Raw genomic sequence first — 26,691 nt, forward strand, 5'->3', positions numbered from 1 at the left:
TGATGCAATCAAAACTATGTGAATGCGGCCACTCTAACCCTTACGGAACAAGTCTTTGTCAAGCTTGTGGGAAACCATTGGATAACGAAGTTGAAGTACTGTCAAGCATGCGCTATGAAGGAAGTGCCAGAAGGTCGCAAACGTATAAATCGACGATTGTTGATCGAGTATGGAACTTCTTTTCATCTGTAAAGGTTGGGGTTTGGTTAATCGTCACTATTCTAGTGGCAGCAGCGATTGGAACGATCTTTCCACAAGAAATGTTTATACCGCCAAATGTTGATCCCGCCTCTCATTATGAGAGTGAATATGGGACTTTAGGATTCATCTATTATTTATTAGGCTTTCATAATCTTTACGGATCATGGTGGTTTATTATCTTGCTCGGAATGTTAGGGTTATCCATCATTATTGCGAGTCTGGATCGAGGAATTCCTTTATATAAAGCTCTTAAAACACAGAGGGTTACAAGACATGATCAATTCATGAAAAATCAGCGTTTATTGTCCGTCTCTCATGATGTTGAAATGGAAGAGATCAAATATTCACTGGAAACATTAAGATACAAGGTTCGTGAGGAAGAGGGAAACCTTTTTGCTGAAAAAGGACGTTTTTCAAGATGGGGCGCATATGTCAACCATGTTGGGTTAATTATTTTTCTTACAGGAGCGATGCTTCGTTTCTTTCCAGGCATGTATGTGGACGAGATACTCTGGGTAAGAGAAGGAGAAAAAGCATCCATTCCAGGGACTAAAAGTGATGAAGGACAGTTTTACTTAGAAAACAATGATTTTATTTTGGAGATGTATGATAAGAACGATAAAAAGTTTAATTCAGCATTAAGTTCCGTTGATGGCGAGGTAGCTAAAAATTATCAAAGTAATGTCACTTTGTATAAAACAGAACCTGCCCATACGATCGGGGAAGAACCGAAACTTCTAAAAGTTAAAGATGGCGTGATTCGGGTAAACGAACCGTTCAAGTTTGATTCATTCGCACTCTATCAAACTGATTTTAAGCTAAATGAATTTTATAAAATGAGTTTTAAACTCGAAGAAAAATCAACAGGTAAATTCTTTGGTGATTTAACAGTAGATCTGCATGAACCAGAAACAGAGTATGACTTAGGAAACGGGTATCGGGTTGAAATTTTAGATTATTATCCAAACTTTGTTTTAAATGAACATAATCAACCAGCTACGGTAAACAACTTGCCAGATAATCCTGCTTTTGTGTTTGCTATGTATTCTCCCTCAACACCAAAAGGAGAGAAAGCATTCGTTGGGATTCAAAAAAACATCGAATCAGGTGACAATCAATTTAAGATGTCTTTTGCTGGAATTGAAACGAAGGATTTAACGGCGTTAACCGTCAGAAAAGACCATACATTATGGATCATTGCCCTTGGCGGCATCATTTTTATGATTGGGGTAACACAAGGATTATATTGGAATTACAGAAGAATTTGGATTAAACAAAATGAAGACGGAATCTGGGCTGCGGCACATACGAATAAAAACTGGTATGGCTTAAAAAAGGATTTGGAGTTCTTGTCGGACAAAACGAATTTAACACCATTGGAAGATAAAGAAATAGATTCTATTAAGTAGTACCGTTAGGCAGGAGGGTATAAGATGTCGGAATTAAGCAGTACGCTTTTATATAGCGCATTTATTATCTATTTGTTTTCAACCCTTTTCTTTGCGATGTCAATTTCTGATAAAAAGCAATCAAAGGCCGCTTATACAAAAAGATGGGGAAGAATAGGCTTTATTAGTGCTTGCGCGGGTTTTCTATTTCAACTCGGTTATTTCATTACAAGATGGATCGCTAGCGGGCATGCACCTGTAAGCAATTTGTTTGAGTTTACAACGTTCTTTGGCATGATGATGGTTCTAGCATTTATCATTTTATATATCATCTACCGCACGAATGGCCTTGGTGTTTTCGCGATGCCAGTGGCTGTCCTTGTTATTTCATATGCAAGCATGTTTCCAAGAGAAATATCACCGTTAATTCCTGCCTTGCAGAGTGATTGGTTAAAAATTCACGTAACTACGGCGGCTCTTGGCGAAGGGATACTTGCTATTTCATTCGTTTCCGGACTTATTTATTTAATCCGAACGGTTGATCAATCCGTTTCAACGAAAAAGACGAAGTGGCTGGAAATCATACTTTACAGTTTATTAAGCGTTGTTGGTTTTATCGTTGTATCTTTAGCGTTTAAAGGGACAGGGTACGAAACGAGCTTTGAAATGATGAACGAAAACAATCAGCCGACAAAAATTGTTTACGAAATGCCTGCTTTAGCAGGACCAGCGAACGGAAAGCAGCTAGATGAAGGCTTTGGACCGCTCTTTTCGACACCATCTTGGATGAACGGTGTTGATGCATCAATCAAGTTAAATACGTTCATATGGTCTCTCGTTGCAGGGTTAATTATTTATGGATTGCTTCGCTTAATCTTAAGAAAAAGGATTTCCGCAGCGCTTCAGTCTAAAGTTAACAATATGAATCCTGAACTTCTTGATGAAATTAGTTATCGAGCTGTTGCCATCGGGTTTCCTATCTTCACGCTAGGTGCGCTCATTTTTGCAATGATCTGGGCTCAGCAAGCGTGGTCTAGATTTTGGGGCTGGGATCCAAAAGAGGTTTGGGCACTGATTACATTCTTGTTTTACGCGGCCTATCTTCACTTGAGACTTTCAAGGGGCTGGCATGGTGAAAAATCAGCATGGTTATGTGTGCTTGGATTTTGGATCATCACGTTTAACTTAATTGCAGTTAACCTCGTTTTAGTCGGATTGCATTCTTATGCTTAAGGGTTATTCATGAAAAGAAAGTCTCTCTTCTTTAAGAGAGGCTTTTTTGTAAATGGGGGTAAGATGTTTCTCGTTTGTTTGAACATGATTACTTCATGTATGATAGAAACAGGATATTTAAGGAATAATTGGTTTTAATAATGATTTCTTGTGGAGGACTGAAAATGAATACGGAAGCTAAAATTCTTGTTGTTGATGACGAAGAACGAATTCGCAAGCTATTAACGATGTATTTGGAAAGAGAAAATTATGAAGTACATGAAGCAGAAAACGGAGAAGACGCACTTCAAATGGCTGTTTCCATTAATTTTGATCTTATTCTGCTTGACCTTATGTTACCTGGGATGGACGGGATAGAAGTTTGCGAGAAACTCCGGGAAAAGAAAGCAACTCCCGTTATTATGCTAACCGCTAAAGGTGAAGAATTAAACAGGATTCAAGGCTTTGAAGCGGGTACAGATGATTATATCGCTAAACCTTTTAGCCCGAGAGAAGTGATCTTGCGTGTAAAAGCACTTTTAAGAAGATCATCACCAACTAAATTTCTTCAAACAGAAACCGTTGCCAAAAACGTAGTCGTTTTTAAGCATCTGACGATTGATCATGATGCTCACCGGGTAACAGCTGGAGGAAAAGAAGTAAACTTAACACCAAAGGAATATGAACTTCTTTATTATCTGGCTAAAACACCAGACAAAGTTTATGCCCGTGAGCAGCTGTTAAAGGATGTTTGGAATTATGAGTTTTTTGGTGATCTTAGAACTGTAGATACTCATGTAAAAAGACTTCGGGAAAAATTGAACAAAGTTTCTCCTGATGCAGCTTCCATGATTGCAACCGTTTGGGGAGTTGGATATAAATTCGAGGCGGGAAATGAATGATTTGGCGAAGTGTTGTAGGTAAACTCTGGGTAACAATATTGTTATTAGTATCAGTTGTACTAACGTTATTAACGATATTGCTTACCCAATTCTTTGAAAATTTTTATGATGAACAAGCAAAGGAACAATTAACAAAAATGGCTGATCGGCTAGTTTTGATTATGGAGAATGATTCAAATAAGGAAGAAGCCATTCGCATTACAAGGGAAATGGCTGAGGCTTATTCGATGTCCATCATGATTATTGATAAGAATCAAGAGTCATTCATTTCAACTGAAACACAAGGTGAAACTCCCACCATCCCTGTTTCTGTTTTTAATGAGGATGAAAAATTGTCAAATGTTATCCAAAAGAAAAAAAACATCTACATCAATGGTGACTTTCCCATTCGTGCAAACGGGAAAGAATTAGAACATACGATGATCATTTACGGTGAACCGTATGGGAATGGACAAAATGCCGGTGGCGTGTATGTTTATCAATCCATCGAAAACATTAAGAAAACGACAGATCAAACAAAATACCTTATTTTCTTAGCCGCTGGTATAGCAATTATACTAACTACAATCTTTGCTTTTTTCCTATCAACACGAATTACAGCTCCACTTAGAAAGATGAGAGAAGCGGCAACATCTGTAGCAAAAGGTGAATTTGATATGAAGGTGCCAATCCTAACTCATGATGAGATTGGTGAACTTGGAATGACATTTAATCGGATGGGACGGCAGCTTAAAAGTAATATTACAGCGCTTAATCAGGAAAAAGAGCAGCTAACTAGTGTTTTAAGCTCAATGGCTGATGGCGTTATTACATTTGATCGAAAAATGAATATATTGGTTACAAATCCCCCAGCAGACCGATTTTTACAAGCTTACTATTATGAATCAGGGATGAAGACGGAAGCAGAAGGAAGCGTTCCTAAAGAAGTCACCCGGCTTTATCAGCAAGTCGTTTCATTAGAGAGTGAACAAATGACAGAAGTTGATATTCAAGGAAGGTCTTGGGTTGTTGTCATGACCCCTCTATACGATCATTCCGTCATTCGCGGAGCGGTAGCAGTCCTGCGGGATATGACAGAAGAAAGACGCATGGATAAATTAAGAGAAGACTTTGTGGCAAATGTTTCACATGAATTAAAGACCCCGATCTCTATGCTTCAAGGATACAGTGAGGCTATCGTAGATGGTATCGCTGAGTCAGAAGAAGAAAAGAAAGAACTAGCAGGTATTATTTTAGATGAATCAAAAAGAATGGGAAGACTCGTAAACGAGCTTTTGGATTTAGCCAGATTAGAAGCAGGTCATATGAAGCTTCATTATTCAACTACCCCCATCGTTCCATTTGTGGAACGGATTGTGCGAAAGTTTCAGGGTCCTGCAAAAGAAAGGGATATTCAATTAAATCTTGATCTAGCCGGTGTTCAAAAAGAAATGGAGATCGATCCTGATCGGATTGAACAAGTGCTGACAAACTTAATCGATAATGCGATTCGCCACACCTCGCATGGTGGTTTTGTAAATCTCTCTCTAGAATCAAGTGAAAGAGCCGTAAAGTTTTTTATTAAAGATAATGGGTCAGGGATCAAAGAAGAAGATCTTCCATTTGTATTTGAGCGTTTTTATAAAGGTGATAAAGCGAGAACGAGAGGTAAATCAGGGGGAACGGGCCTTGGACTTGCAATCGCAAGAAACATTGTTGAAGCGCATGGGGGACAGATCAATGTTCATAGCAAAAATAATGAAGGAACGACATTTTCTTTTGTAATTCCACGAATGATGAAATAAATTATCAATCTTTCCCGATTAATCTTGTTTCATAAGGAACAAAAAAAATTTTTAAAAATACGTTCACAAAATATTGCATTACGTTATAATTGGAAGTGTAGTTAATAATTTCATAGGATGTTTTAAAACAGGTGCTGTCCACTTAAGGACGAGCATAATAGGGAAAACGGTTAAATTCCGTTGCGGTCCCGCCACTGTAATTGTGAGAAACCTAACGACTAAACCACTGTTCATAACGGGAAGGTGTTAGGGGACGATGATCATGAGCCAGGAGACCTGCCTGTTTTTACGTAACATGACCTACGAGGATAGGGGAGGTGTTAAGACAGTGCCACTAATAGGCGGCTGTTTTCTGCCTGTATACCAAATTGACAATCTCCTTCGTAGACGAAGGGGATTTTTTTGGTTCATTTTAGAAAAAAAATAGGAAGAAGGTTTCGTATGAAAAAACTGTTTTTAGTATTTACTACAATGATGATGTTGGTTGGATGTGGGACTGCAGAAACGACTAAAAATACTTCTGATCAGCCTAAGTCAGAAGAAAGCAAAAAACAGCAGGTAACTGTGCATATTACAAAAGACAATGGCAATGAAAAAGTAACAGAAAAAAAAGTAGATATTACTGAAGAGACAACTGTTATGGATGTTATGAAAAATAATTTTGAGATCAAAACTCAATATGATGATTCTTTCATCAGTTCTATTGATGGTGTTGCAGGAAACGAACAAGATAAAACATCTTGGTTTTTCTCTGTCAATGGTGAGGAAGCGATGAAAGGGGCAAAAGATATCACCTTAAAACCTGGTGATTCGGTTGAGTTTGACTTCCATAAATATGAATAGCTTTACCGTTAGAAGGATGACAACCATCGCACTCCTCGCTGCTATATTAACTGTTGGGCGAATTGGATTTGCGGTTATACCAAATGTGCAGCCGAACACTACCATTCTTATCATCGCTTCTTTTGCTCTTGGTCCTCTACATGGGTTGTTCCTTGCGATAATAAGTACAATGACAACAAATTTATTTTTGGGTCATGGCTTATGGTCGTTCGGTCAGATGATTGCTTGGGGAACGATTGCTATTATAAGCGGTTTCCTTGGAAGATATAGACACCACATACCTTGGATTCTGTTAATTTTATATTCGGCTTTTTGTGGCTTTTTGTTCGGCTTGATCATGTCAATCATTATGGGTGGAATTATGATTCAAAAATTTTGGCCCTATTATTTGTCAGGTTTGCCTTTTGATCTTAATCATGCGATAGGCAATATCGCATTTTTCATTATTTTGTATAAACCGTTACTGACTGTGATGGAACAGCAATTAAATAAAGATGTAACCAAAAAAGCTGCCTGCTGACAGGCGGCTTTTTTGCTGTCAAAAAAAGTGTTCAAAACATTGATTGATTGAATAAGATAGTAAAGTTGATTCTTAAACATTTAGGAGGACAAAATGAGAGATTATTTAAATCGTTTTTTTGCTGTACTTTTTCTTACGTTATGTATTAGTGTTCTTTTTTTCGGTGTCAAGCTCGGCGCATAAAATACTTGATTGATAGGGTGATTCATGTTACATATGGTAAAACGTTTTTTTAAAAGGAGACGAATATGCTAACGGATTACCATACTCATTTAGAAAAAGGCACCTTGTCCATCGATTACTTAGCAAAATTTGTAGAAACGGCCAAGAAAAAAGGGATCGGCGAACTTGGAATATCTGAACATGCGTATCATTTTCATGAAACAAAAAATATTGTTTCAAAACCATGGATGGAAGAAAGACGATATTATGCAATGAATGATTATGTAGACTTGTTTAAGGAAGCAGACAGGCGGGGAATGGACGTTAAAATGTCTATTGAAATGGATTATACACCAGGCCGACATAAAGAAATGGAAGCTTTTATATCCTCCTATCACTTTGACTATGTGATAGGGTCTGTTCATTGGGTTGGCGATTTTGGCATCGATCTTGCGGAATTCAGAAAGGAATGGGACCGAAGAGATTTGTTCGATACATATCGAGCCTATTACGACCAAATCATTACACTTGCTGAATCTAACCTGTTTGATGTAGTTGGACATTTAGACCTTGTTAAAATTTTTAATTATGTTCCTAAAGATGAAGAATTTTTATTAGAACAATATGAGCGTATAACCGAAGCGTTAAAGAATTCAAAAACGTGTGTAGAAATATCATCAGCAGGACTTCGTAAACCTGTCGGAAGATTGTATCCCGAGCCAGAACTATTGGCCATGTGTTATAAAAAAGGGATTCCCATCGTACTTTCCTCCGATGCACACGAACCTCATCAAGTTGGTGAAAACTATGAAGCTTCTATTCAACTTGCAAAAGAGGCTGGTTATACCTCCCTTATGACATTTAAAGAGGGAGTTCGAAAAGAAGTTGTGTTAGGTTAGCTCTGTAAGCTTTTTGTAAAGAAAAAAGGCTCAAAGGCGGTTGTTTCGCTTTTGAGCCTTTTTCCCTCGTCTATAAATCTAATGGTTTACAAACGAGAAGATCTTCAATTTTTGCAAGTTCTTTTTGAATAGGTTCAGGGAGCTGGCTATCAAAGGTTAACACCATCATTGCCTCCCCGCCAGCTGATTTTCTTCCAACATGCATCGTTGCTATGTTAATTTTTCGTTCGCCTAAAAAAGCACCTACTTTCCCAATAATACCGGGAGTATCAAGATGTTCAATATACAATAGCGATCCTTGAGGCACAAAATCAACAGTATACCCATTTAATTGTATGATGCGCCCACCGAATCCTTTAACTAAAGTTGCAGACATCGTGAAGGTATGGTTTTGTCCTGTTACTTTTACGTGAATGATGTTAGGATAGCCATAATCATCGATACCGCGCTTTTCTCCGACAACAATGCCGCGTTCGTTTGCGGCTACCATACTGTTAACATCGTTAACAGGCCTTCCGAGTCTTGTTTTTAAAAATCCGCAAAGAAAACTGCGTGTTAATGAAGTGGTATCTATATCTGATAAAGAACCTCCATAACCTAATGAAATTTCTGAAACGGGTTCTTTAAAAAATTGAGTGGCAAAAGATCCAATCACATGAGAAAAATCATAATAGGCAATTAATTTTTCGTAAGTGTCCTTTGATAATGAAGGGAAGTTAATAGCATGTTTCAAAGGTTTGTTCAGGATAAATGATTTTATTTCATCACTCGCCATAAATGCTACATTCTTCTGAGCTTGTATGGTGGATGCTGCAATGTGTGGAGTAACAATTACGTTAGGATGTTGGATTAAATTTCGATTCATGGGAGGCTCTTGTTCAAAAACATCAAGTGCACAACCTGATAAGTGTCCATTATCTAAATAATGCAGAAGAGCATCTTCATCAATGATACCACCTCGAGCACAGTTGAGGATGAAAGCTCCATTTTTTGCAAATTTAAGGTTATCCATGTTTAAAAGCTTGTGGGTGTCTTTTGTTAATGGGGTATGAACCGTAATGATGTCACTTTGTTGTATGAGAGTATCTAGATCGACAGACGTAACAGATAGTTCTTTTTGCTTTTCTAATGAGAAATACGGATCGTACACATTGACGTTCATTGAAAAGCTTTTAGCACGTTTAGCAAGTTCTGTTCCAATCCGTCCCATTCCTACTATTCCTAATGTTTTTTGGTAAAGTTCTTGTCCGGTATATTTTTTTCGGTTCCATTCCCCAAGCTTAACAGATTGATTGGCTTGAGGGATATTTCTCAGCAATGACATCATCATAGCCCAAGTGTGTTCAGCAGTAGAAATCGTATTCCCTTCTGGGGCATTAACCACAAGGATCCCTTTTTCGGTGGCAGCTGTAATGTCAATGTTATCAACACCAACACCAGCACGTGCAATAATTTTCAACTGAGAAAACTTTTCGAGCACAGATCTTGTAAGTTTCGTAGCGCTTCTGACCATAATACCTTGAATGCTATCAGGGTGAATCTCATCAATCGTTCCAAAGACGAGTTCTACACCTTCTAGATCTGTTAACGGTTCAATGCCATCACTTGTAATCCCATCACATATCAATATGGTTGTTGTCACGTTTCCACCCCTTGGTCTCTTTATAATAGTATTAATATTTTGATAACTTAACACATTCTTATGAAGGGCACAACCGTGTTTTTTACGAGAGCGGTTTCAAAAAATAAAAAACTAATTGACAATGAGAATCATCCTTAATAAAATAAATAAAAAACCCTCTTAAAAAGAGGGCGGCAATACATGTAATCTATTCGAATTTTAGTGCATCGCCATCAAAAGGATCTTCTGAAACTTTGATAGAGTCAGTAGGACAACCTTCAAAAGCATCTTGCATGTCTTCTAACAGCACATCTGGAATCTCTACGATCCCTTGGTTATCGTCTAGCGTTACAAATGCAATTCCTTCATCGTCATAATCGTAAATGTCTGGTGCGGCTGCCCCACATGCTCCACATGCGATACAAGTTTCTTTGTCTACAATCGTATACTTTGGCATAATGAATACCTCCTAATAAATTGGAAAACCACTCTGTAATACAAATTTAACCATTTTTTAATTAAGGTTTACTAATCATATTGTAATAAGTATCCCAACACATTTCAATAGAAAATTAGATTCCTCATCTTTTCTTTTATTCCCATCCCCCCTGAAAATATAACACTTTTATTCTTAAAATCCGATAATCTGATAAAATAGAGATAGACTTTTAGCGTGGTGATAAACGATGGAAATTTGTATTCCCCTTGTTGTTGATGTATTGGACAAAATAAATGGAAGCAGAAAAAGTTCAGGAATTTATTACATCTTATCAGGAAAAAAGACTTCTCAATCTTTATCAGACAGCCAATGGTTTGGTATTCAACCATATTATGCAGCTTTAAAAGGGATAACAACTGAAGAATTTAATGTACTCCTTTTGAGGATAAACTCCATGGATTTGATTGAAGAACAAGAAGAGAATGTATTTGTCGTTACTGAAAACGGACAATCGTTATTATTGGATGAAAAAAAACGAATGGGATTTATGGAAAAGTTAGATGGGTTGAAATATGCGTCAATAGAACAATCGTGCTGGAGGATCATTACGTTATATACCCAGGCGCTTTCAAACGCGCTTTATGGACATAATGATTATTCACCTATCGTAAGAGATCGTAACACAGTGGATAAAGTAAAATCACTTTTTCCAAGATCAGAACAAAAGAGAAAAGAGATAGCCCAACAGCTTTTCTTTGAAATTTCCTTTATTCTGAAAGAAACTGATACACGTTCAGCAAGTATTTTTGTAAGAAAATTATCAGGATATGATCGAATAGGAAATACTTTTGAGCAGTTAGCAAAAGAGTGGAGCCTAGATAAGACTGAGGTCACTTTGCGTTTTCGGTCGATTCTTCATCATTGTTTAAGATTATCAAGAGATCATTCTAAACAATTTCCTGTATTACACTCATTGATCGGGAGTTATACCGAAGTTCCAGCCTTAACTAAATCGGCTTCTCTTACGTATGAACTGCTGACGAAAGATAAGACCATTCAAGAGATTATGAGAATCAGAAAGTTAAAATCCAGCACATTGGAAGATCATCTTGTCGAAATTGCACGTGCTATTCCTGAATTCTCCATATACCCATATATAAAGAAGGAAGATACAGACCAAGTTGTTTGTTTTTATAATAAAACGAAGGAAAATAAATTACGTCCGATTAAAGAAGCTTTTCCTCATTTATCGTATCTGCAAATAAGACTTGTTCTTGCAAAAGAGGGTGGTAAAATTGCAACTGGAAGCAGCGCTTAAGCAAATATATGGGTTTGATGAGTTCAGACCTGGGCAGAAAGAAATCTTAACTGACCTGCTTTCAGGTCAGGATGTTCTTGGAATGCTTCCGACAGGAACTGGAAAAACACTGATTTATCAGATGGCAGCTCATTTATTAAAAGGAAGAGCTTTAATTGTTTCTCCTTTAGTTTCCTTAATGCAAGACCAGGTAGATCAGTTTAAACAAGCTGGGTTTAAAAAGACGATTGCCCTAAATAGCTTTTTAGATCATGGAGAAAAACAACACATATTAAGGCAATTAGATGATTTTCAGTTTGTGTTTGTGAGCCCTGAGATTATTCAAAGTAAGTTCGTGCAGGAAGCACTAATATCGGTAGAATGGTCGCTATTTGTTGTGGATGAAGCGCATTGTATCTCCCAATGGGGACATGAATTTCGGCCTCACTACTTAGATCTAGCACTCATGAAAAAAAGATTAGGGGAACCGTTATGTCTGGCTTTGACCGCGACAGCCACAAAACAAGTACAGCATGATATTCGATATTATTTGGAAATGAAGCAGCCGAAAGTACATATTTATAGCGTAAATCGTCCAAATATTTCTTTGTTTGTTGAATCTTTTTCTGATCTAGAGCAAAAACAGGACAAAGCCATTGATTTAATAAATCGTTTAAAAGGGCCGGGTATTGTTTACACGAATACGAGAAAAGCCGCTGAACAGCTTGTCATGATTCTCCAAGAAAGAGGAATCAACGATGTAGCATACTATCATGGCGGAATGGATCAAGATGAACGCTTACTCGTCCAAAAGCAATTTTTACACTCTCAACTTAGCTTAATCGTTTGTACGAACGCTTTTGGTATGGGAATTAACAAATCTGATATCCGATACGTCATTCACCTTCATACTCCTTCTACAATAGAGGGGTATGTTCAGGAAATTGGGAGAGCTGGCAGGGACCTTGCACCGTCTGTAGCCATTCTTCTTTTTCATCTTTCCGATTTAGAAATACCGTTTCATTTCATTGAACATGAACTGCCGGATGAAACCCAAATGGACTTCGTTTTATACCCTCATGATTCGTTGGTTCATGGTACGTTATTGGAAAGATTACAAATGGCAGGTATGTCTGAAACGGGTCAACGATTTATGGAGTATCATCTACATAAAGCAGATGTGTTATATGAAACTCATGTTTCTTCAGATACAAAGACTGCTCTTAAATCCTTGTTAAAGAAAAAGATTGAGGAAAGAAAAAAAGAAAAATATCATGCGTTGAGGATGATTGAACATTGGATAAAAAGTCCTGAATGTAAACGAAGTGCACTTTTAAGCTATTTTGGTGAAACGTTAGGAGAAGAAATTGATAATTGCTGCTCTAGTTGTCGTGCCGAGTTTTCACGTTTTTATGGAAAAAATGAAAGTAACAAGGCTGACTATGTTGCTTGGGAGGATGAACTTGGACGATTATTAAGACAGGAAGTGGAACATCAAGCATGAAAAGACCGGAAAAACAAAATTGGGTGGATGAATTTTCACCAAAGCAGTTAGTAATCAATGTGTATGTATCACAAGGGATTTTTATCATAATCGCTGGATGTATGGCTCTTATTTTTAACGTTACGTTTCCATGGAGCTTTAATGCTCAAATATCCTTCATTTATTTATTGGCAGCGATAGTTACGGGACTTGTTCTCCCTGTTATGTCTATTCAATTGAAAAATAGATTACCTTCTCATTATTTTGATGACGGAGGGATAAACGAGAAGATTTTCGGAACATTATCTTATCTTCATATTTTTGTCTTAACAGGAGTAATTGCATTTGCAGAAGAATGGTTATTCCGTGGCGTTCTGCAGCCTCTGATTGGTCTAGTGGCAACGAGTTTAATCTTTTCCTTACTCCATGTACGTTATATGAAGAAACCTGTATTATTTGGTATTGTGACGATGCTTAGTTTCTGGCTTGGGTTTTTATACGAGTGGACGAACACGATATGGATACCATTTTTAGCTCATTTCTTAATCGATTTTATTTCAGGTTGTTACATCGCCCGGCATTATCAAAATAATGTGGACAGTGAAAAGGGGAGTGTGAATCCAGATGGAAAATGACCAAGCAGAACGTTTAAGAGAAAAAACAAAAAGTATGGAGAACGTAAAAACTAGCTCATTGCCATCTAGAAGTGACCTCCACGGAAAGAAAAGAGAGAAAAGAAAAAAGAAGGAACAAACTGAAAAGGATAAAAATAAGTCTTCCTTTATAGTAACCAGACTCTTACTCGTGGCGTTCATCCTTTTGGTCGTGCTCACCGTTACTTATCAATTTTGGTCACAAAACATCTATGTGCCCGTACATAGTGAAGATAATAAAGGCGTTAAACAAGTGAAGATCGAGCACTAAATAAAAAACCGTCAGGTCATGTGATTTCCTGACGGTCTTTGTGTATTTAAAAGCATGAATCCGCTTGTATTGGCATAGTTATTTTACAGGAGGTTTTGTGTATGAATGCATTGAATCACTGGAAGATAAATCCTTTTGTAAATGAATTGACAAGTATTGTTTTAGCTCAGTTAATTGAGAAAAAAGCTGAGAAAGACAGATGGAAAAAAGCCATGAACCAATGGGGATTATCTATGATATTTGTGGTTGTCGCAACGTTCGTTTATCTTTATTTTTATAAACTGAACAGCGCATCGCCTCTAATCAATCCGCTTACATTATTGTTTGGGGATGAAATGGTATGGATTTGTATTGGTTTTATTTTATTTGCAAGTTTTTATATGATGTGGATGAAAAAGAAATATAAAAAAGCAGATGATGATTTTGAGTCAATTAGGGCAGATTTTATCGATAGAAATGAAGAATGGTGGAGTGATGAGGAACAATGGGCTAAGAGGCATATTGTATTCGAGTTTATGAAGAAAGAATATAATATAAACATTTTTCATAAATGAAAATCTTACTGGCAAGGGCAACCAAAAAATAATACAGAATCCCTTTTATGATGTTGACCTTGAACGACAACAGTCATCTCACAAAATTGATCGATCCTGCCGAATGCTATTGTTTCATGTTTATCTGGACAATACACTTCAATCGGTAAGCCAAGACGAAGGCTATAGGATAAATCTAGGTCAGTCACGAGAGATTTGTTTTTCAATTTAGTTAATGTCATGATGTTTCCTCTCCAATTTTTATAAATTTTTAGAGCATTGAATGTACTTCTATCATACGGTAAATTTACAAAATTTTCAACTAATCTTTTTTAAATATTCAAAAAATTAACCTTTTTATCACTGTAGTATTCATTTTCATTTCGTGGTGTGGTAAGATCGTTTAACATTTTCAGGAGGCTTTTATGATTCTTTTTTTATTAGGTATATCCGGGTTTCTTTTCTTACTATATATGTATATTGAAGCACATAGAAATCGTGTCAGATTTCAGTCAGTTAAAGTAGACAAGCTTCCTTCATCATTTAATCATTTTAAAATCTTTTTTATCTCTGATATCCACAAACGGACCATACAAGAAGAAATTATAGAAAAAATAGGAAAAGCGGATATCGTCCTTATCGGCGGGGATTTGGTTGAGAAAGGTGTCAAGATGAATAGAGTCCAAAATAATTTAAAAATGCTTTCCAAGATCGGTCCAGTATATTTTGTTTGGGGTAATAACGATTATGACGTGGATATTGATGAACTTCAAAAGGTTCTTATGGAAGAGGGAACTCTCATATTAGACAATTCATTCATCACTCTGATAAAGGGAGATGGAGCTGTTGATTTTGTAGGTGTGAATGATACATCACTTCGTAAAGACAGATTGCAAGACGCAGTTGCTCAATGTACTTCTTCATGTCGTATTCTTATTAGTCATAATCCTGTTATCATTAACAAAATAAAAAAAGAGCATGGGATCTGTCTCGTATTATCTGGTCATACACATGGTGGACAAATAAGACTAGGGCCATTTGGAATTGCGAAAAAAGGGGGTTGGTATGATTACAAATCCTATCAGCTTTTAATAAGCAATGGGTTTGGAGCAACCCATCTTCCTTTACGTTTAGGAGCTCCGTGTGAATCACACCTGATTACCCTCTCAAAAAAGTGAAAAAGTTTACAGTATAATGTTTTTTCAGATATACTCTTCTTAACTTATTTATTGGAGGAAGTACGGATGCCTTGTGAAGGGAAATATAATATTAAAGCGGTTTCCAAAATGCTAGGCATTCAAGCTGGAACATTAAGAGCTTGGGAAAGGCGCTATTCGATCGTTCAGCCACATCGAAACGAGGCAGGTCATCGTTTATATACGGACGAACAGGTTTACATTTTAAAATGGCTTGTGAACAAAGTGAATCAAGGTTTCACAATAAGTCAGGCGGTTGACGTCGCGCAAAATGGGGAACTTTATAAAGAAGCTGCACCATTTTCCGTTGAAAATACGGATCGTGCAGTAGAAATGTCAAATATGATTCTAGATGCTTTGCTGTCTTTTCAGGAAAAGAAGGCAAACGATTTATTAAGCCAAGCGTTTAGTATGTATAATTTGGAAAAAGTCATAATCGATATTTTGGGTACATTATTAGTACAAGTCGGCTATCTTTGGGAACAAAAGAAAATTACAGTTGCACACGAACATTTTACTTCGTCATTTCTGAGGATGAAAATTGGACAACTTATGCAATGGCTGCCATCCGATCCGCATCTTCCTAAAGTGATAGCAAGCTGTGGAGTAGACGAAGAGCATGAACTAGGACTTCTCATGTTTACACTGTTTTTAAGACGTAAAGGATTTGAAGTGATTTATTTAGGTCATGGAATTCCGCAAGAAGATTTAGAGGTTGTCATAAATGAAGTCGAACCGAAAATGATATTCTTATCGTGTACCATCACAGATCATGTGAATAAGACATTTCAATGGGTGGAAAATCTTCAAGAAAAATTCCCTGAAATCGCTTTTGGTGTTGGAGGATCAGCAATTAACCATATCCCAGAAAGTGTAAAAGAAACGTTTGGTGATTTTTTGATCGGTAACGCAAAAGTTGATTGGGATGACTGGATTTCTAAAAAACTTAAGAAATAATTGTTGAATGGATTTATATTTTGCTTGTATGCTTATCACCAACTTTTCACAACCTCATATATTGTAATTAAGACATAATAGCGCCGATCGTAAGGGGGACCAGAGATGCGGGTAGAACGGTTAACCTATAACAAAATAAAAATCTTCCTAACTTTTGATGATCTGAATGAACGTGGTATTTCTAAGGAAGAAATATGGCAAGACATTCCGAAAGTACATCAGCTCTTCCGTGACATGATGACTGAAGCTGATGATGAGGTAGGGTTTAAAGCTGACGGTCCTATTGCGGTTGAAGTTTTTTCTCTGCCAGCTCAAGGAATGGTTGTTATTGTTACAAAAGGTATTAACGAGTACGATCTTGAAGAGGAATATGACGAAGATTATATAGAAATGCAGGTCACTCTTGATGAAAATGATGAAATTTTTTATGAGTTTTCATCATTCGAAGACGTAATCGTATTAGCAAAACGTCTTCATTCACTTGATATTAAGGGTGGGCGCTTGTTTTCTTTCAATAATCACTTTTACTTAAAGTTCGAAGAAGAAGAGGTAACACCACTTGACCTTGATTTGTTTATTGCAGTTCTCGCTGAATTCGGCAGCTCTTCTACCATTACTAGCTATAGAGTGATTGAATATGGAAAAGAGTTAATGAAGTCGGATGCTGTAAATGAACTGTTCCGTTATTTTAAATAGCAACCAGGAAGGAGGGCGCATATATCTGCGTCCTTTTTAAATTGTTTACACTTACTGATTTTAAGGGAAAAACGTGTTATGATAAGTAATATTTTTCATCCGCTGAACCGTAAAAACTTCAGGGAATATAATAAATACATAACTTTTGGGCTAGGAGTGACCATTAAATGAAAATTGCAGTCTTATATGGTGGAGTATCTGCTGAACGCGAAGTATCATTGTCTACAGGAAATCAAATTATATCTGCCCTCGAGAGCAGAGGTCATGATGTTATCGGCATCGATTTTCACCCTTCTCGATTACATGAGTTGCTGGAACTTGAAGCAGATGTTGTATTTCTAGGACTTCACGGAAAGTTTGGGGAAGATGGCCGCCTTCAAGGTCTTTTGGATATGTTAAATATCCCTTATGTAGGTTCAGGTGCGTTAGCTTCCGGTATCGCTATGGATAAAGCGAAATCAAAACAGTTTTTTAAAGAAGTCGGCATAAAAATCGCTAAAGAAAAGGTTTTGTATAAAAAGGCGTACAGGGAAGACCAGTTAGATCTATCCTTTGACTTTCCAGCGGTTGTAAAACCGAACCGAGAAGGATCTACAATCGGGTTAACGATTGCTCAAAACAAAGAAGAACTCTTAAAAGGAATCGCTGACGCTTTTTTGCATGATGATACGATACTAGTTGAACAGTTTGTTAGTGGAAAAGAAGTAACCGTTGCTGTAATGGGTGAATATGGAAAGATGAAAGCATTGCCTGTAGTAGAAATTGAACCTAAGAATGCTTATTATGATTATGAATCAAAATATGCTGAGGGCGGGAGTATCCACTATGTTCCGGCAAGATTGGATGAAGAAACAACAGATCTTCTGCAAAAACAAGCTGTTCTTGCTCATGAAGTACTAGGCTGTGAAGTGTATTCGCGAGTCGATTTTATCGTACCGCATGATGGCTCAGAACCTGTTATTCTAGAAGTGAATACATTGCCAGGAATGACACCGACAAGTCTTTTCCCAGATGCTGCAAAAGAGATCGGACTCGATTACCCAAGCATGATTGAAAGACTAATCGATCTATCGCTAAAGAAATAATAGTTCTAAATGCCCCATCTTAAATGGAAGGATGGGGCAGTTTAACTAAAATCAATAGATCAGTCAAATCCAATATTATTGGCAGAATATTAGTTATTTTCTTAAATTTTAGAGATTAAGAAAGCGTTTTCTTTTTAGGTGAAATTCACTAAATTTTTCTTCTCAACCGTCTTCGGAAGGTGTATACTGTCGTTGAAGCTTGACTAAACTTTAGAGGTGACAAATATGGGAGGTAAACAAATGACAGCCCAAAATACTACAGACCAAAAATCCGACAATCATCATGAAAATGACAATGTGCTCACATCCACGCAATCCGTGATCGCGGATGCGCTCGATAAATTAGGATATTCTTCCGAAGTTTTTGAGTTGCTTAAAGAGCCAATTCGTATGTTAACCGTTCGAATTCCGGTTAAAATGGATGACGGAAGCACTACAATTTTTACAGGATATCGTGCCCAGCATAATGATGCTGTTGGTCCAACAAAGGGCGGCGTTCGTTTTCATCCGAATGTATCTGAAACAGAAGTAAAAGCGTTATCGATTTGGATGAGTTTAAAAGCAGGAATTGTAGATTTACCTTATGGTGGCGGTAAAGGCGGCATCATCTGTGATCCGCGTACAATGTCTTTTAGAGAGCTGGAAAGATTGAGCCGCGGATATGTTCGAGCGATCAGTCAGCTCGTAGGACCTACAAAAGATATTCCTGCACCTGATGTATTTACAAATTCACAAATTATGGCCTGGATGATGGACGAGTACAGCAGAATTAGAGAGTTTGATTCTCCAGGATTCATTACGGGTAAACCGCTTGTATTAGGTGGATCTCATGGACGTGAAACAGCAACTGCAAAAGGGGTTACGATTTGTATTCGCGAAGCTGCTGCAAAACGCGGCATCCAGCTTGAAGGTGCTCGAGTAGTTGTACAAGGATTTGGTAATGCAGGAAGTTTCCTTGCTAAATTCATGCACGATGCCGGTGCTAAAGTAATCGCGATCTCAGATGCGTATGGCGGTCTATTTGATCCTGAAGGACTGGATATTGATTACTTGCTTGAACGCAGAGATAGTTTTGGAACCGTTACAAAATTATTTAAAGACACCATTACAAATCAAGAGTTGCTAGAGCTTGATTGTGACATTTTAGTACCTGCAGCTATTGAAAATCAGATTACGGAAAAAAATGCACATCAGATCAAAGCAACAATCGTTGTAGAAGCTGCAAATGGGCCAACAACACTTGAAGCTACAAAAATTTTGTCTGAAAGAGGAATTCTTCTTGTTCCAGACGTTCTCGCAAGTGCTGGCGGTGTTACCGTTTCATATTTCGAATGGGTCCAAAACAACCAAGGCTACTATTGGACTGAAGAAGAAGTCGAAGAAAAACTTGAAAAAGTGATGGTTAAATCGTTTGAAACCGTATATACAACGGCAATGAACAGAAAAGTCAACATGAGGCTCGCTGCTTATATGGTGGGTGTTCGTAAGATGGCTGAAGCATCACGATTCAGAGGCTGGATTTAATATTTTGCAAACCTAGAGCAAATCTCCTATCATATGATGATAGGAGATTTTTTTGGCAACAATGAATCCATAACGTGTTTTTGGAGTGGTGATGCAAGTGAATGTTGAAGTATGTATCATTGGCGGTGGGCCGTGTGGTTTAGCAGCAGCCGTCGCGTTAAAGAAAAAAGGCATTTCATATTGTGTGATTGAAAAAGGAAACGTGGTCAACACCATCTTTAATTATCCAACCCACCAGACTTTTTTCAGTTCAAGTGAAAAACTAGAAATTGGTGATTTCCCTTTTGTGCATGAGCAAAGGAAGCCTAATCGAATTCATGCATTAACTTATTATAGAGAAGTTGTAAAAAGGAATCGATTAAACATCCGTACATTCGAAAAAGCAAAATTTGTGGAAAAAAAAGAGGATGGTCCATTTAAGGTTACAACAATCAATCGAAAAAAAGAAGAAACGACGTACGTTGCAAAATGGGTGATCATCGCTACAGGATATTATGATAATCCGAACATGATGAACGTAAAAGGAGAGAACCTCCCACACGTATATCATTATTTTAAAGAAGCGCATCCTTTTTATGATTTAGATGTTGCCGTTATCGGAGGTAAAAATTCTGCGATCGATGCTGCTTTAGAACTGCAAAAAGCAGGAGCTCGTCCGCATGTTTTTTATAGAGGCAGCGAGTATTCTCCAAGTATCAAACCGTGGGTACTCCCTGATTTTGAAGCGTGCGTAAAAAATGGATCGATCAAGATGACATTTTCTGCGTATGTGAAAGAGATTACTGAAGAGGGTGTTTTTGTCCAGATTTCAGATCAAGAAAAGTTCCATCCTTTTCATTCTGTATTTGCCATGACTGGATATCATCCCGATCATCAATTTCTTTCAAGTATAGGAGTCGGAATCGACCCTGTTAATGGACGCCCTTTTTATTCTGAAGAAACAATGGAGACAAACATAAATGGCCTATTTATAGCAGGTGTCATCGCAGCAGGCAACAATGCAAACGAGATCTTTATTGAAAATGGAAGATTTCATGGTGAGATTATTGCCGATACGATAGAGAAACGAAACAAAAGCCGATAATCCATTAAAGGGTATCGGCTTTTTATCATATTTAAAATGATGACATCATAACTACTCTAAAAACAATTGCTGTAATTTTTCTGATGAATTTGTATTTTCTAATGCAATCATCAGCTTCAGTCTGGCTTTTTGACCATTGAGGCCGTTAGAGAAGATAACGCCCATTTCTTTAAGCTGCTTTCCGCCGCCATCATATGAATAAATATCTTGTGCGATTCCGTTAAAGCATCTTGATACAAGCACAACTGGAATTCCTCGAGAGATGAGATCTTGGATGGCAGGAACAGTTAGTGGAGGCATGTTACCCTGTCCGAGTGCTTCAATAACAACACCATCAACATTTTGGCTGGCTGCCTCAATGAGAGAAGAATCCATTCCAGCATACGCTTTTAGCAAAATTACTTTCTTAGTGAAGTGTTTAACAGAAAATCGGCTTGATTGCAGTGGTGTGTGGTGAAAGAACACTCCTCTTTTTGTGACTATGCCAATCGGGCCGTATTGTGGGCTTTGGAAGGTCGCAATGTTACTAGTATGTGTTTTTGTCACATTTTTTGCAGAATGGATCTCATCATTAAAGACGACAAGTACTCCTTTTCCGAGCGATTGCTGATCACAAGCTACTTTTACAGAGGAGATCAGATTATAGGGCCCGTCAGATCCATGTTCATTGCTCGAACGCATAGCACCTGTCACGATAACAGGGATTGGTGTTTCGAGTACTAAATCGAGCACATAAGCTGTTTCCTCTAGTGTATCTGTTCCATGTGTAATAACGAGTCCGTCATATTGCTCAGACTTTGTTTGTTCTTGAATAAACGTTGCGAGCTCCTGCATGTGAAAAGGTGTAATATGAGGAGAAGGCAAGTTAACATAGTTTTTTGAAACGATTTGTGCAATATTTGAAAGTTCAGTGATTGTAGCTTCAAGCGGGTGTATTTCTTTCGTATTCACCCCACCGGTGTGTTTATTTTCTTCCATGGCGATCGTTCCGCCTGTATGAATGAGTAATATTTTTTTCAATATTGCCGTCCTCCTTGTTCGATTGTTCGCTATTCCACTTCTTAAAATATCATGTTACGATAGAAAAAAACAGTAGAAAAGAGGCAGGACATGCTGGCTGTAATATCTGCAGCAGTGGCACCGGCTATTGCTCTATTATCCTTTTTTTACCTAAAAGATAAATATGAAACAGAACCTTTATCATTAGTCGTAAAGGTTTATATATTTGGAGTTCTTCTCGTGTTTCCTGTTATGGTCCTGCAGTTTGGGTTCAAGGAAGAGATGAATATTCCTTTATTTGCTGATGCATTTTTAGTCGGCGGTGCTCTTGAAGAGTTTTTAAAATGGTTTCTAGTTTTTTATGGTGCATATCTTCATGAAGAATTTAATGAACCATACGATGGCATCGTTTATGCAGCAGCTTTATCACTTGGCTTTGCTTCTTTGGAAAATATTTTTTATCTGTATACGTTCGGTATAGAAGAGGCTTTGATCAGGGCTCTTCTTCCTGTAAGCGGTCATGCTTTATTTGGCGTAATAATGGGTTTTTATTTAGGGAAAGCAAAGTTTTCTTCAGGAAGAAAAAAGATTCTTTATTTAAACTTGTCACTGATACTGCCAATTGTGCTTCATGGAACTTTTAATTTTTTACTCTTATCCAGTACAAAATATATTTTCTTTTACATGTTTCCCTTTATGATTTTTTTATGGTGGTTTGCACTTCGTAAAGTCAAGCTCGCAAATTCCTCATTGAATCCCTATGTAAATCCTGATGCAAAGACCGGTATCTAAACCGGTCTTTTTTTGTTTTGTTAACAATGAGACTTTGAAATTGTATAAAAAAAAACGGATTACAAATGATACATGTATAACAAGAAATGGAGATTAAATTACAGGAGGCTAACTTTCTCATGAAAAGAAATTCAGCTTACATAAAGGGAATATTTTTTGCAATTGCCCTTTGTTTTGGGTTACTTGCTGGATTTGGGCAAAACGGTGTACATGCGTTTTCAAACCAGGTCATTCAAAAAGGAGCATCTGGAGACGACGTTGTTGAGCTGCAATCCCGTCTTCAATATTTAGGGTTTTACACTGGAGATATCGATGGTGTTTTTGGATGGAGAACCTATTGGGCGTTACGAAACTTTCAATATGAATTTGGCTTAGAGATCGACGGCCTTGCAGGTGGAACGACGAAGGAAAAACTCGCTAAAGCTTCGAAGTTTGATAAAGCATGGGTTAAAAAGCAGATTCGATCAGGAAATAAATTTTCTTACTATGGTGGAGTGGAAAAGAGTAAACAAACAAAGAGCGGCACAGCAAAAGGCGGCACGCCAAAAGGCGGAGCAGGGGGCGGTGGTCAAGCAAAAGCGAAACCGGCTCAAGTGAAACCCGCAAAAAATATTCCTGACGGGTACTCACAGAACGATTTGAATCTAATGTCCAATGCGGTTTATGGTGAAGCGAGAGGGGAACCATATATCGGTCAGGTCGCTGTAGCAGCTGTCATTATAAATCGTGTGCAGAGTTCATCTTTTCCCAACACAGTATCTGGTGTAATTTTTGAACCAGGCGCATTTACGGCAGTTGCCGATGGCCAGATCTATTTGACTCCTAACGATCAAGCTAAAAAAGCGGTTATGGATGCGTTAAACGGGTGGGATCCGACAGGTGAAGCCATCTATTATTTTAACCCAGACACCGCAACTTCTGGCTGGATTTGGGGCCGTCCACAAATCAAAAAAATCGGAAAGCATATTTTTTGCAACTAATAAAGGGGTGATATAGATGATACGCACAATTCTAATTGTATTCTTGTTCGTGGCTGTTGCAGGAACAGGTTATTGGGGCTATACAGAGCATCAAGAAAAAAATGCCGTTCTTTTACAAGCTGAAAATAACTATCAACGAGCTTTCCATGATTTAAACTTTCACGTTGATGCTCTTCACGACAAGATTGGTGAAACGCTGGCTATGAATTCAAGAAACCAGCTTTCTCCTGCACTTGCACAAGTTTGGAGACTAACATCGGAAGCTCATAACGATGTAGGACAGCTTCCGTTAGCATTACTCCCATTTAATAAAACAGAAGAATTCTTAGCGAAAATGGGAGAATTTAGTTATCGGACAGCCGTACGGGATTTAGAAAAGAAACCGCTTAGTGATAAGGAATATAACACGTTAAAAGAGCTTTATGCGAATGCAACAGAAGTACAGAATGAATTAAGAAAAACAGAATCATTGGCACAAAAGAACAATCTTCGCTGGATGGATGTCGAGATGGCTTTGGCTACAAATAAACAGCCAGATGACAACACGATCATAGATGGTTTCAAAACGGTCGATAAAACAGTAGAAGGATATTCAGAGGTTGATTTTGGGCCAGAAGTATCTAACATGATGAAAATGAAAGATCGTAATCTCAGTCAGCTTAAAGGAAAAGAGATTACAAAAGAAGAAGCGAAAAAGATCGCCATAGAGTTTTTTGAATTAAAGAAAAACGTAAAGATAACGGTCGAGAAATCAGGAAAAGATGCAAAGTATGATGCGTATTCTCTAACCCTTTATAATCCAGAGACAAAAGGTACAACGTATATGGATCTGACCAAAAAAGGTGGATATCCGCTCTGGGTGTTATACGACCGTAATGTTGGTAAAACGAAGATCTCATTAAACGAAGCAATGCTTCAAGCAGAAGACTTTTTAAAGAAGCATATGGATAGTAAAATGGAAATGGTTTCGAGCGATCAATATGAAAATATCGGGGTTTTCACATACGCACGATTACAGGATGATGTAAGAATCTATCCAGAAGTCGTTACTGTAAAAGTAGCACTTGATAATGGAGACATCATGGGGTATGAAGGAACAGATTTTCTTTTAGCCCATCAAGATCGGAATCTTCCAGCATTTGAAATTTCTGAAAAAGAAGCAAGAACGAATTTAAATCCAAAATTCCAAGTTAAAGAAGTAAGCAAAGCGTTAATCCTAAACGATATTAATGAAGAAGTATTATGCTATGAATTCCTCGGAATCCTTGGGAATGAAACCTATCAAGTATTCATTAACGCGGAAAATGGCAATGAAGAAGAAGTGAAAAAGTTAAAAGAAGCAGAGCCTTCTTATAATGAGATCTAATAAGAATGAAGCAAAATTTCGTTTTGAAATTTTGCTTTTTCTTTTATTTTATAACTGTCATAATAAGGTAGAGAGTAAAGAAAGTAATATGGGGGAAGTACGATGATCATTGCAGGTGAACCACTATTTTTAGAACCTATGTTTTCAGATAAAAAAGACAAATACAAATGCAAGGTATGCGAGGTGAAAGGAGATCAGTTATATATTGATTATCCGAGTAACACAACGACCAATCGAACAGAATATTTTTTTGATGGCACTCAATTTAAAGCTTCGTTCGTTGACAAAGAAAAAAATGTCTATACTTTCCGAACAGAATTACTTGGCAGGAAAATAGAAAAAATCCCTGTATTAATTATCACTTTGCCAAAAGAAGAAGAAATTCATAAAATACAGCGCAGGGAGTTTGTAAGGGTAGAAACGTTATTAGATACAAATGTGAAACATGTAGGTGATGCTTATCCATCCTTTAATTCTGTAGTCCTTGATTTGAGTGCAGGAGGAATGCTCTTGTCCTTACCTGTACGGCATCAGGTATCCAAAGGGGATCAATTGGATTGTTTAGTCGTCCTTCCGATGCAGTCAGGTAAAAAGATCTACTTAGATCTTCAATGCAACGTGTTGAGGATATTAGAAGGTCAAACGAATGGAAGGCAAAGGGCATCTCTCCAATTTACACAGATTCTCCCAAAAGTAAGACAACATATCGTTCGTTTTTGTTTTGAACAACAACTGCTAATGAAAAAAAAGGAAAAACAAATATAGGATATCTATTTTATTTTTGGGCATAATAATCACCGAAAAGAAGGTGATACGTGTGAAACGGCTAGATCGAATGCTGATTCAGCTCGCAATCGTCCATTTTATTTTATTATTACTTGCTCAAGCTTTTATGGAGATTCCATCTTTCAGGTTATATACAAATAAGAGTATTTATTATGAGGGCGTTATTAAAGGGGAAAGAGAACCCGTTTTGGAAACAATAGACCGTTAAGGAACAATTGTGGTAAGATAGAAATAGAATTAATCTGTTGCATGAACAGATTATGTTAGAGAGAAAAAGCAGGGAGAAATCTACCTGCTTTTATTGTTATGTATGCATAGTCATAGGTACTGGTAGGAGGAAACATGAACAAATTATTATCAATCGCCATTGATGGCCCAGCAGGAGCAGGGAAAAGTACGGTAGCAAAGCAGGTAGCTGAGCGCCTTTCTTTTATTTATATCGACACAGGGGCTATGTACAGAGCATTAACATATAAAGCTCTTTCCTTAGGAGAAGATCTTAACAACGGATCAGCTCTTGAATCTGTACTTCAAACTACTGAGATCCAACTGATTAAAACAAATGAAGGGCAAGCGGTATTTCTTGATGGAATAGATGTTTCAGAGGAGATCCGGTCTTCAGATGTTACAAACAACGTATCGTTCGTAGCACGTCAAAAAGAAGTTAGGATCGAAATGGTAAAAAGACAGCAACAGCTTGCAGAATCTGGCGGCGTTGTCATGGACGGACGAGATATCGGCACACATGTGATGCCAAATGCAGAATTAAAAATCTTCTTGATCGCATCAGTAGAAGAAAGGGCCCGCAGAAGGTATGAAGAAAACCTTTTAAAAGGGTTTCCAGCTGATTTTGAACAATTAAAAAGTGAAATTACGTTACGAGACAAGCGGGATAGTGAAAGGGAAACAGCTCCATTAAAAAAAGCAGAAGATGCTATCGAGCTTGATACTACGAGCATGACGATTGATGAAGTCGTTTTAAGCATCCTTCACTATGCTGAAGAAAGGGCACGTTAAG

The 26,691-nt window shown here is 37.5% G+C and carries 28 protein-coding genes and 1 riboswitch; of the genes, 24 read left to right on the forward strand and 4 right to left on the reverse strand.

What is annotated here, in order from left to right; genetic code table 11:
• Positions 1 to 2: 2 nt before the first annotated feature.
• The 7 genes from resB to KUV80_RS03280 all read left to right on the forward strand — a co-directional run bounded on the left by resB (position 3) and on the right by KUV80_RS03280 (position 7,911).
• Entirely contained in the window at positions 3 to 1,610 is a 1,608-nt protein-coding gene (resB, locus tag KUV80_RS03250) for a cytochrome c biogenesis protein ResB (RefSeq protein ID WP_276516581.1), read from the forward strand.
• 24 nt (positions 1,611 to 1,634) lie between these two features.
• Positions 1,635 to 2,822 (forward strand): c-type cytochrome biogenesis protein CcsB, encoded by a 1,188-nt coding sequence (ccsB, locus tag KUV80_RS03255; protein ID WP_222461238.1) that lies wholly within the window; start codon positions 1,635 to 1,637, stop codon positions 2,820 to 2,822.
• Between the two features lie 164 nt (positions 2,823 to 2,986).
• A complete protein-coding gene (locus KUV80_RS03260) occupies positions 2,987 to 3,703 on the forward strand; it encodes a response regulator transcription factor (protein ID WP_222461239.1) in 717 nt (238 codons plus the stop codon).
• Positions 3,700 to 5,487: an ATP-binding protein gene (locus KUV80_RS03265; RefSeq protein WP_222461240.1), complete on the forward strand. Its 1,788-nt coding sequence runs from the start codon at positions 3,700 to 3,702 to the stop codon at positions 5,485 to 5,487. Before KUV80_RS03260 ends, KUV80_RS03265 begins: the two co-directional genes overlap by 4 nt.
• Before the next feature lie 112 nt (positions 5,488 to 5,599).
• Positions 5,600 to 5,785: riboswitch (cobalamin riboswitch) on the forward strand.
• 143 nt (positions 5,786 to 5,928) lie between these two features.
• The gene (locus KUV80_RS03270) at positions 5,929 to 6,330 is read left to right on the forward strand and encodes a DUF4430 domain-containing protein (protein WP_222461241.1); all 402 of its coding nucleotides are present in this window, start codon (positions 5,929 to 5,931) and stop codon (positions 6,328 to 6,330) included.
• The gene (locus KUV80_RS03275; protein WP_246625012.1) at positions 6,308 to 6,850 is read left to right on the forward strand and encodes an ECF transporter S component; all 543 of its coding nucleotides are present in this window, start codon (positions 6,308 to 6,310) and stop codon (positions 6,848 to 6,850) included. Before KUV80_RS03270 ends, KUV80_RS03275 begins: the two co-directional genes overlap by 23 nt.
• A 248-nt stretch (positions 6,851 to 7,098) precedes the next feature.
• A complete protein-coding gene (locus KUV80_RS03280) occupies positions 7,099 to 7,911 on the forward strand; it encodes a histidinol-phosphatase (protein WP_222461242.1) in 813 nt (270 codons plus the stop codon).
• A gap of 70 nt (positions 7,912 to 7,981) precedes the next feature.
• Here the strand turns inward: KUV80_RS03280 and serA are convergent, their stop codons facing one another.
• Together serA and KUV80_RS03290 are read right to left on the reverse strand one after the other, a co-directional pair.
• Positions 7,982 to 9,553: a phosphoglycerate dehydrogenase gene (serA, locus tag KUV80_RS03285; RefSeq protein WP_222461243.1), complete on the reverse strand. Its 1,572-nt coding sequence runs from the start codon at positions 9,551 to 9,553 to the stop codon at positions 7,982 to 7,984.
• Positions 9,554 to 9,740: 187 nt separating this feature from the next.
• The gene (locus tag KUV80_RS03290; protein ID WP_222461244.1) at positions 9,741 to 9,989 is read right to left on the reverse strand and encodes a ferredoxin; all 249 of its coding nucleotides are present in this window, start codon (positions 9,987 to 9,989) and stop codon (positions 9,741 to 9,743) included.
• 229 nt (positions 9,990 to 10,218) lie between these two features.
• Here KUV80_RS03290 and KUV80_RS03295 point away from each other — a divergent pair, with 229 nt between their 5' ends.
• The 5 genes from KUV80_RS03295 (at position 10,219) to KUV80_RS03315 (ending at position 14,229) form a co-directional block, all read left to right on the forward strand.
• Positions 10,219 to 11,289, forward strand: coding sequence for a helix-turn-helix domain-containing protein (locus KUV80_RS03295; RefSeq protein WP_222461245.1), 1,071 nt, complete (start codon positions 10,219 to 10,221; stop codon positions 11,287 to 11,289).
• The gene (locus KUV80_RS03300) at positions 11,267 to 12,772 is read left to right on the forward strand and encodes a RecQ family ATP-dependent DNA helicase (RefSeq protein ID WP_222461246.1); all 1,506 of its coding nucleotides are present in this window, start codon (positions 11,267 to 11,269) and stop codon (positions 12,770 to 12,772) included. The genes KUV80_RS03295 and KUV80_RS03300 overlap by 23 nt, the downstream gene beginning before the upstream one ends.
• On the forward strand, positions 12,769 to 13,386 hold the full coding sequence (locus tag KUV80_RS03305; RefSeq protein ID WP_222461247.1) for a CPBP family intramembrane glutamic endopeptidase: 618 nt from the start codon (positions 12,769 to 12,771) through the stop codon (positions 13,384 to 13,386). Before KUV80_RS03300 ends, KUV80_RS03305 begins: the two co-directional genes overlap by 4 nt.
• On the forward strand, positions 13,376 to 13,675 hold the full coding sequence (locus KUV80_RS03310) for a hypothetical protein (protein WP_222461248.1): 300 nt from the start codon (positions 13,376 to 13,378) through the stop codon (positions 13,673 to 13,675). The genes KUV80_RS03305 and KUV80_RS03310 overlap by 11 nt, the downstream gene beginning before the upstream one ends.
• A 101-nt stretch (positions 13,676 to 13,776) precedes the next feature.
• Positions 13,777 to 14,229, forward strand: a complete 453-nt coding sequence (locus KUV80_RS03315) for a DUF2663 family protein (RefSeq protein ID WP_222461249.1) — start codon at positions 13,777 to 13,779, stop codon at positions 14,227 to 14,229.
• A gap of 5 nt (positions 14,230 to 14,234) precedes the next feature.
• On the opposite strand, the gene KUV80_RS03320 is transcribed toward KUV80_RS03315, so the two are convergent.
• Positions 14,235 to 14,450, reverse strand: coding sequence for a hypothetical protein (locus KUV80_RS03320; RefSeq protein ID WP_222461250.1), 216 nt, complete (start codon positions 14,448 to 14,450; stop codon positions 14,235 to 14,237).
• Positions 14,451 to 14,633: 183 nt separating this feature from the next.
• On the opposite strand from KUV80_RS03320, the gene KUV80_RS03325 reads away from it, so the two are divergent.
• From KUV80_RS03325 to KUV80_RS03350, 6 genes are all read left to right on the forward strand, one after another.
• Positions 14,634 to 15,386, forward strand: a complete 753-nt coding sequence (locus KUV80_RS03325; RefSeq protein WP_222461251.1) for a metallophosphoesterase — start codon at positions 14,634 to 14,636, stop codon at positions 15,384 to 15,386.
• 66 nt (positions 15,387 to 15,452) lie between these two features.
• The gene (locus KUV80_RS03330) at positions 15,453 to 16,361 is read left to right on the forward strand and encodes a MerR family transcriptional regulator (protein ID WP_222461252.1); all 909 of its coding nucleotides are present in this window, start codon (positions 15,453 to 15,455) and stop codon (positions 16,359 to 16,361) included.
• Positions 16,362 to 16,466: 105 nt separating this feature from the next.
• Positions 16,467 to 17,057: a genetic competence negative regulator gene (locus KUV80_RS03335; protein ID WP_222461253.1), complete on the forward strand. Its 591-nt coding sequence runs from the start codon at positions 16,467 to 16,469 to the stop codon at positions 17,055 to 17,057.
• A 167-nt stretch (positions 17,058 to 17,224) separates the two neighbouring features.
• Positions 17,225 to 18,142 carry a D-alanine--D-alanine ligase family protein gene (locus tag KUV80_RS03340; RefSeq protein WP_222461254.1) on the forward strand — a complete coding sequence of 306 codons (918 nt, stop codon included), beginning with the start codon at positions 17,225 to 17,227 and terminating at the stop codon, positions 18,140 to 18,142.
• A gap of 240 nt (positions 18,143 to 18,382) precedes the next feature.
• Entirely contained in the window at positions 18,383 to 19,666 is a 1,284-nt protein-coding gene (locus tag KUV80_RS03345) for a Glu/Leu/Phe/Val family dehydrogenase (protein ID WP_222461255.1), read from the forward strand.
• Between the two features lie 97 nt (positions 19,667 to 19,763).
• On the forward strand, positions 19,764 to 20,750 hold the full coding sequence (locus KUV80_RS03350; RefSeq protein ID WP_338083463.1) for a YpdA family putative bacillithiol disulfide reductase: 987 nt from the start codon (positions 19,764 to 19,766) through the stop codon (positions 20,748 to 20,750).
• Between the two features lie 51 nt (positions 20,751 to 20,801).
• On the opposite strand, the gene KUV80_RS03355 is transcribed toward KUV80_RS03350, so the two are convergent.
• The gene (locus tag KUV80_RS03355) at positions 20,802 to 21,770 is read right to left on the reverse strand and encodes an asparaginase (protein WP_222461257.1); all 969 of its coding nucleotides are present in this window, start codon (positions 21,768 to 21,770) and stop codon (positions 20,802 to 20,804) included.
• 90 nt (positions 21,771 to 21,860) lie between these two features.
• Here KUV80_RS03355 and prsW point away from each other — a divergent pair, with 90 nt between their 5' ends.
• The 6 genes from prsW to cmk all read left to right on the forward strand — a co-directional run bounded on the left by prsW (position 21,861) and on the right by cmk (position 26,690).
• Positions 21,861 to 22,541 carry a glutamic-type intramembrane protease PrsW gene (prsW, locus tag KUV80_RS03360; protein WP_222461258.1) on the forward strand — a complete coding sequence of 227 codons (681 nt, stop codon included), beginning with the start codon at positions 21,861 to 21,863 and terminating at the stop codon, positions 22,539 to 22,541.
• Between the two features lie 119 nt (positions 22,542 to 22,660).
• Positions 22,661 to 23,521, forward strand: a complete 861-nt coding sequence (gene sleB, locus KUV80_RS03365; protein WP_222461259.1) for a spore cortex-lytic enzyme — start codon at positions 22,661 to 22,663, stop codon at positions 23,519 to 23,521.
• Positions 23,522 to 23,537: 16 nt separating this feature from the next.
• A complete protein-coding gene (gene ypeB, locus KUV80_RS03370; protein ID WP_222461260.1) occupies positions 23,538 to 24,887 on the forward strand; it encodes a germination protein YpeB in 1,350 nt (449 codons plus the stop codon).
• Positions 24,888 to 24,989: 102 nt separating this feature from the next.
• Complete coding sequence (locus KUV80_RS03375) at positions 24,990 to 25,652, forward strand: flagellar brake protein (RefSeq protein ID WP_222461261.1); 663 nt, start codon at positions 24,990 to 24,992, stop codon at positions 25,650 to 25,652.
• A 52-nt stretch (positions 25,653 to 25,704) separates the two neighbouring features.
• A complete protein-coding gene (locus KUV80_RS03380; RefSeq protein ID WP_222461262.1) occupies positions 25,705 to 25,881 on the forward strand; it encodes a DUF5359 family protein in 177 nt (58 codons plus the stop codon).
• 134 nt (positions 25,882 to 26,015) lie between these two features.
• Positions 26,016 to 26,690, forward strand: coding sequence for a (d)CMP kinase (gene cmk / locus KUV80_RS03385; protein WP_222461263.1), 675 nt, complete (start codon positions 26,016 to 26,018; stop codon positions 26,688 to 26,690).
• Position 26,691: the final 1 nt, after the last annotated feature.

Origin of the sequence: Fictibacillus nanhaiensis, assembly GCF_019801215.1 — a bacterium.
In the GTDB taxonomy this organism is placed as follows: domain Bacteria; phylum Bacillota; class Bacilli; order Bacillales; family Fictibacillaceae; genus Fictibacillus; species Fictibacillus nanhaiensis_C.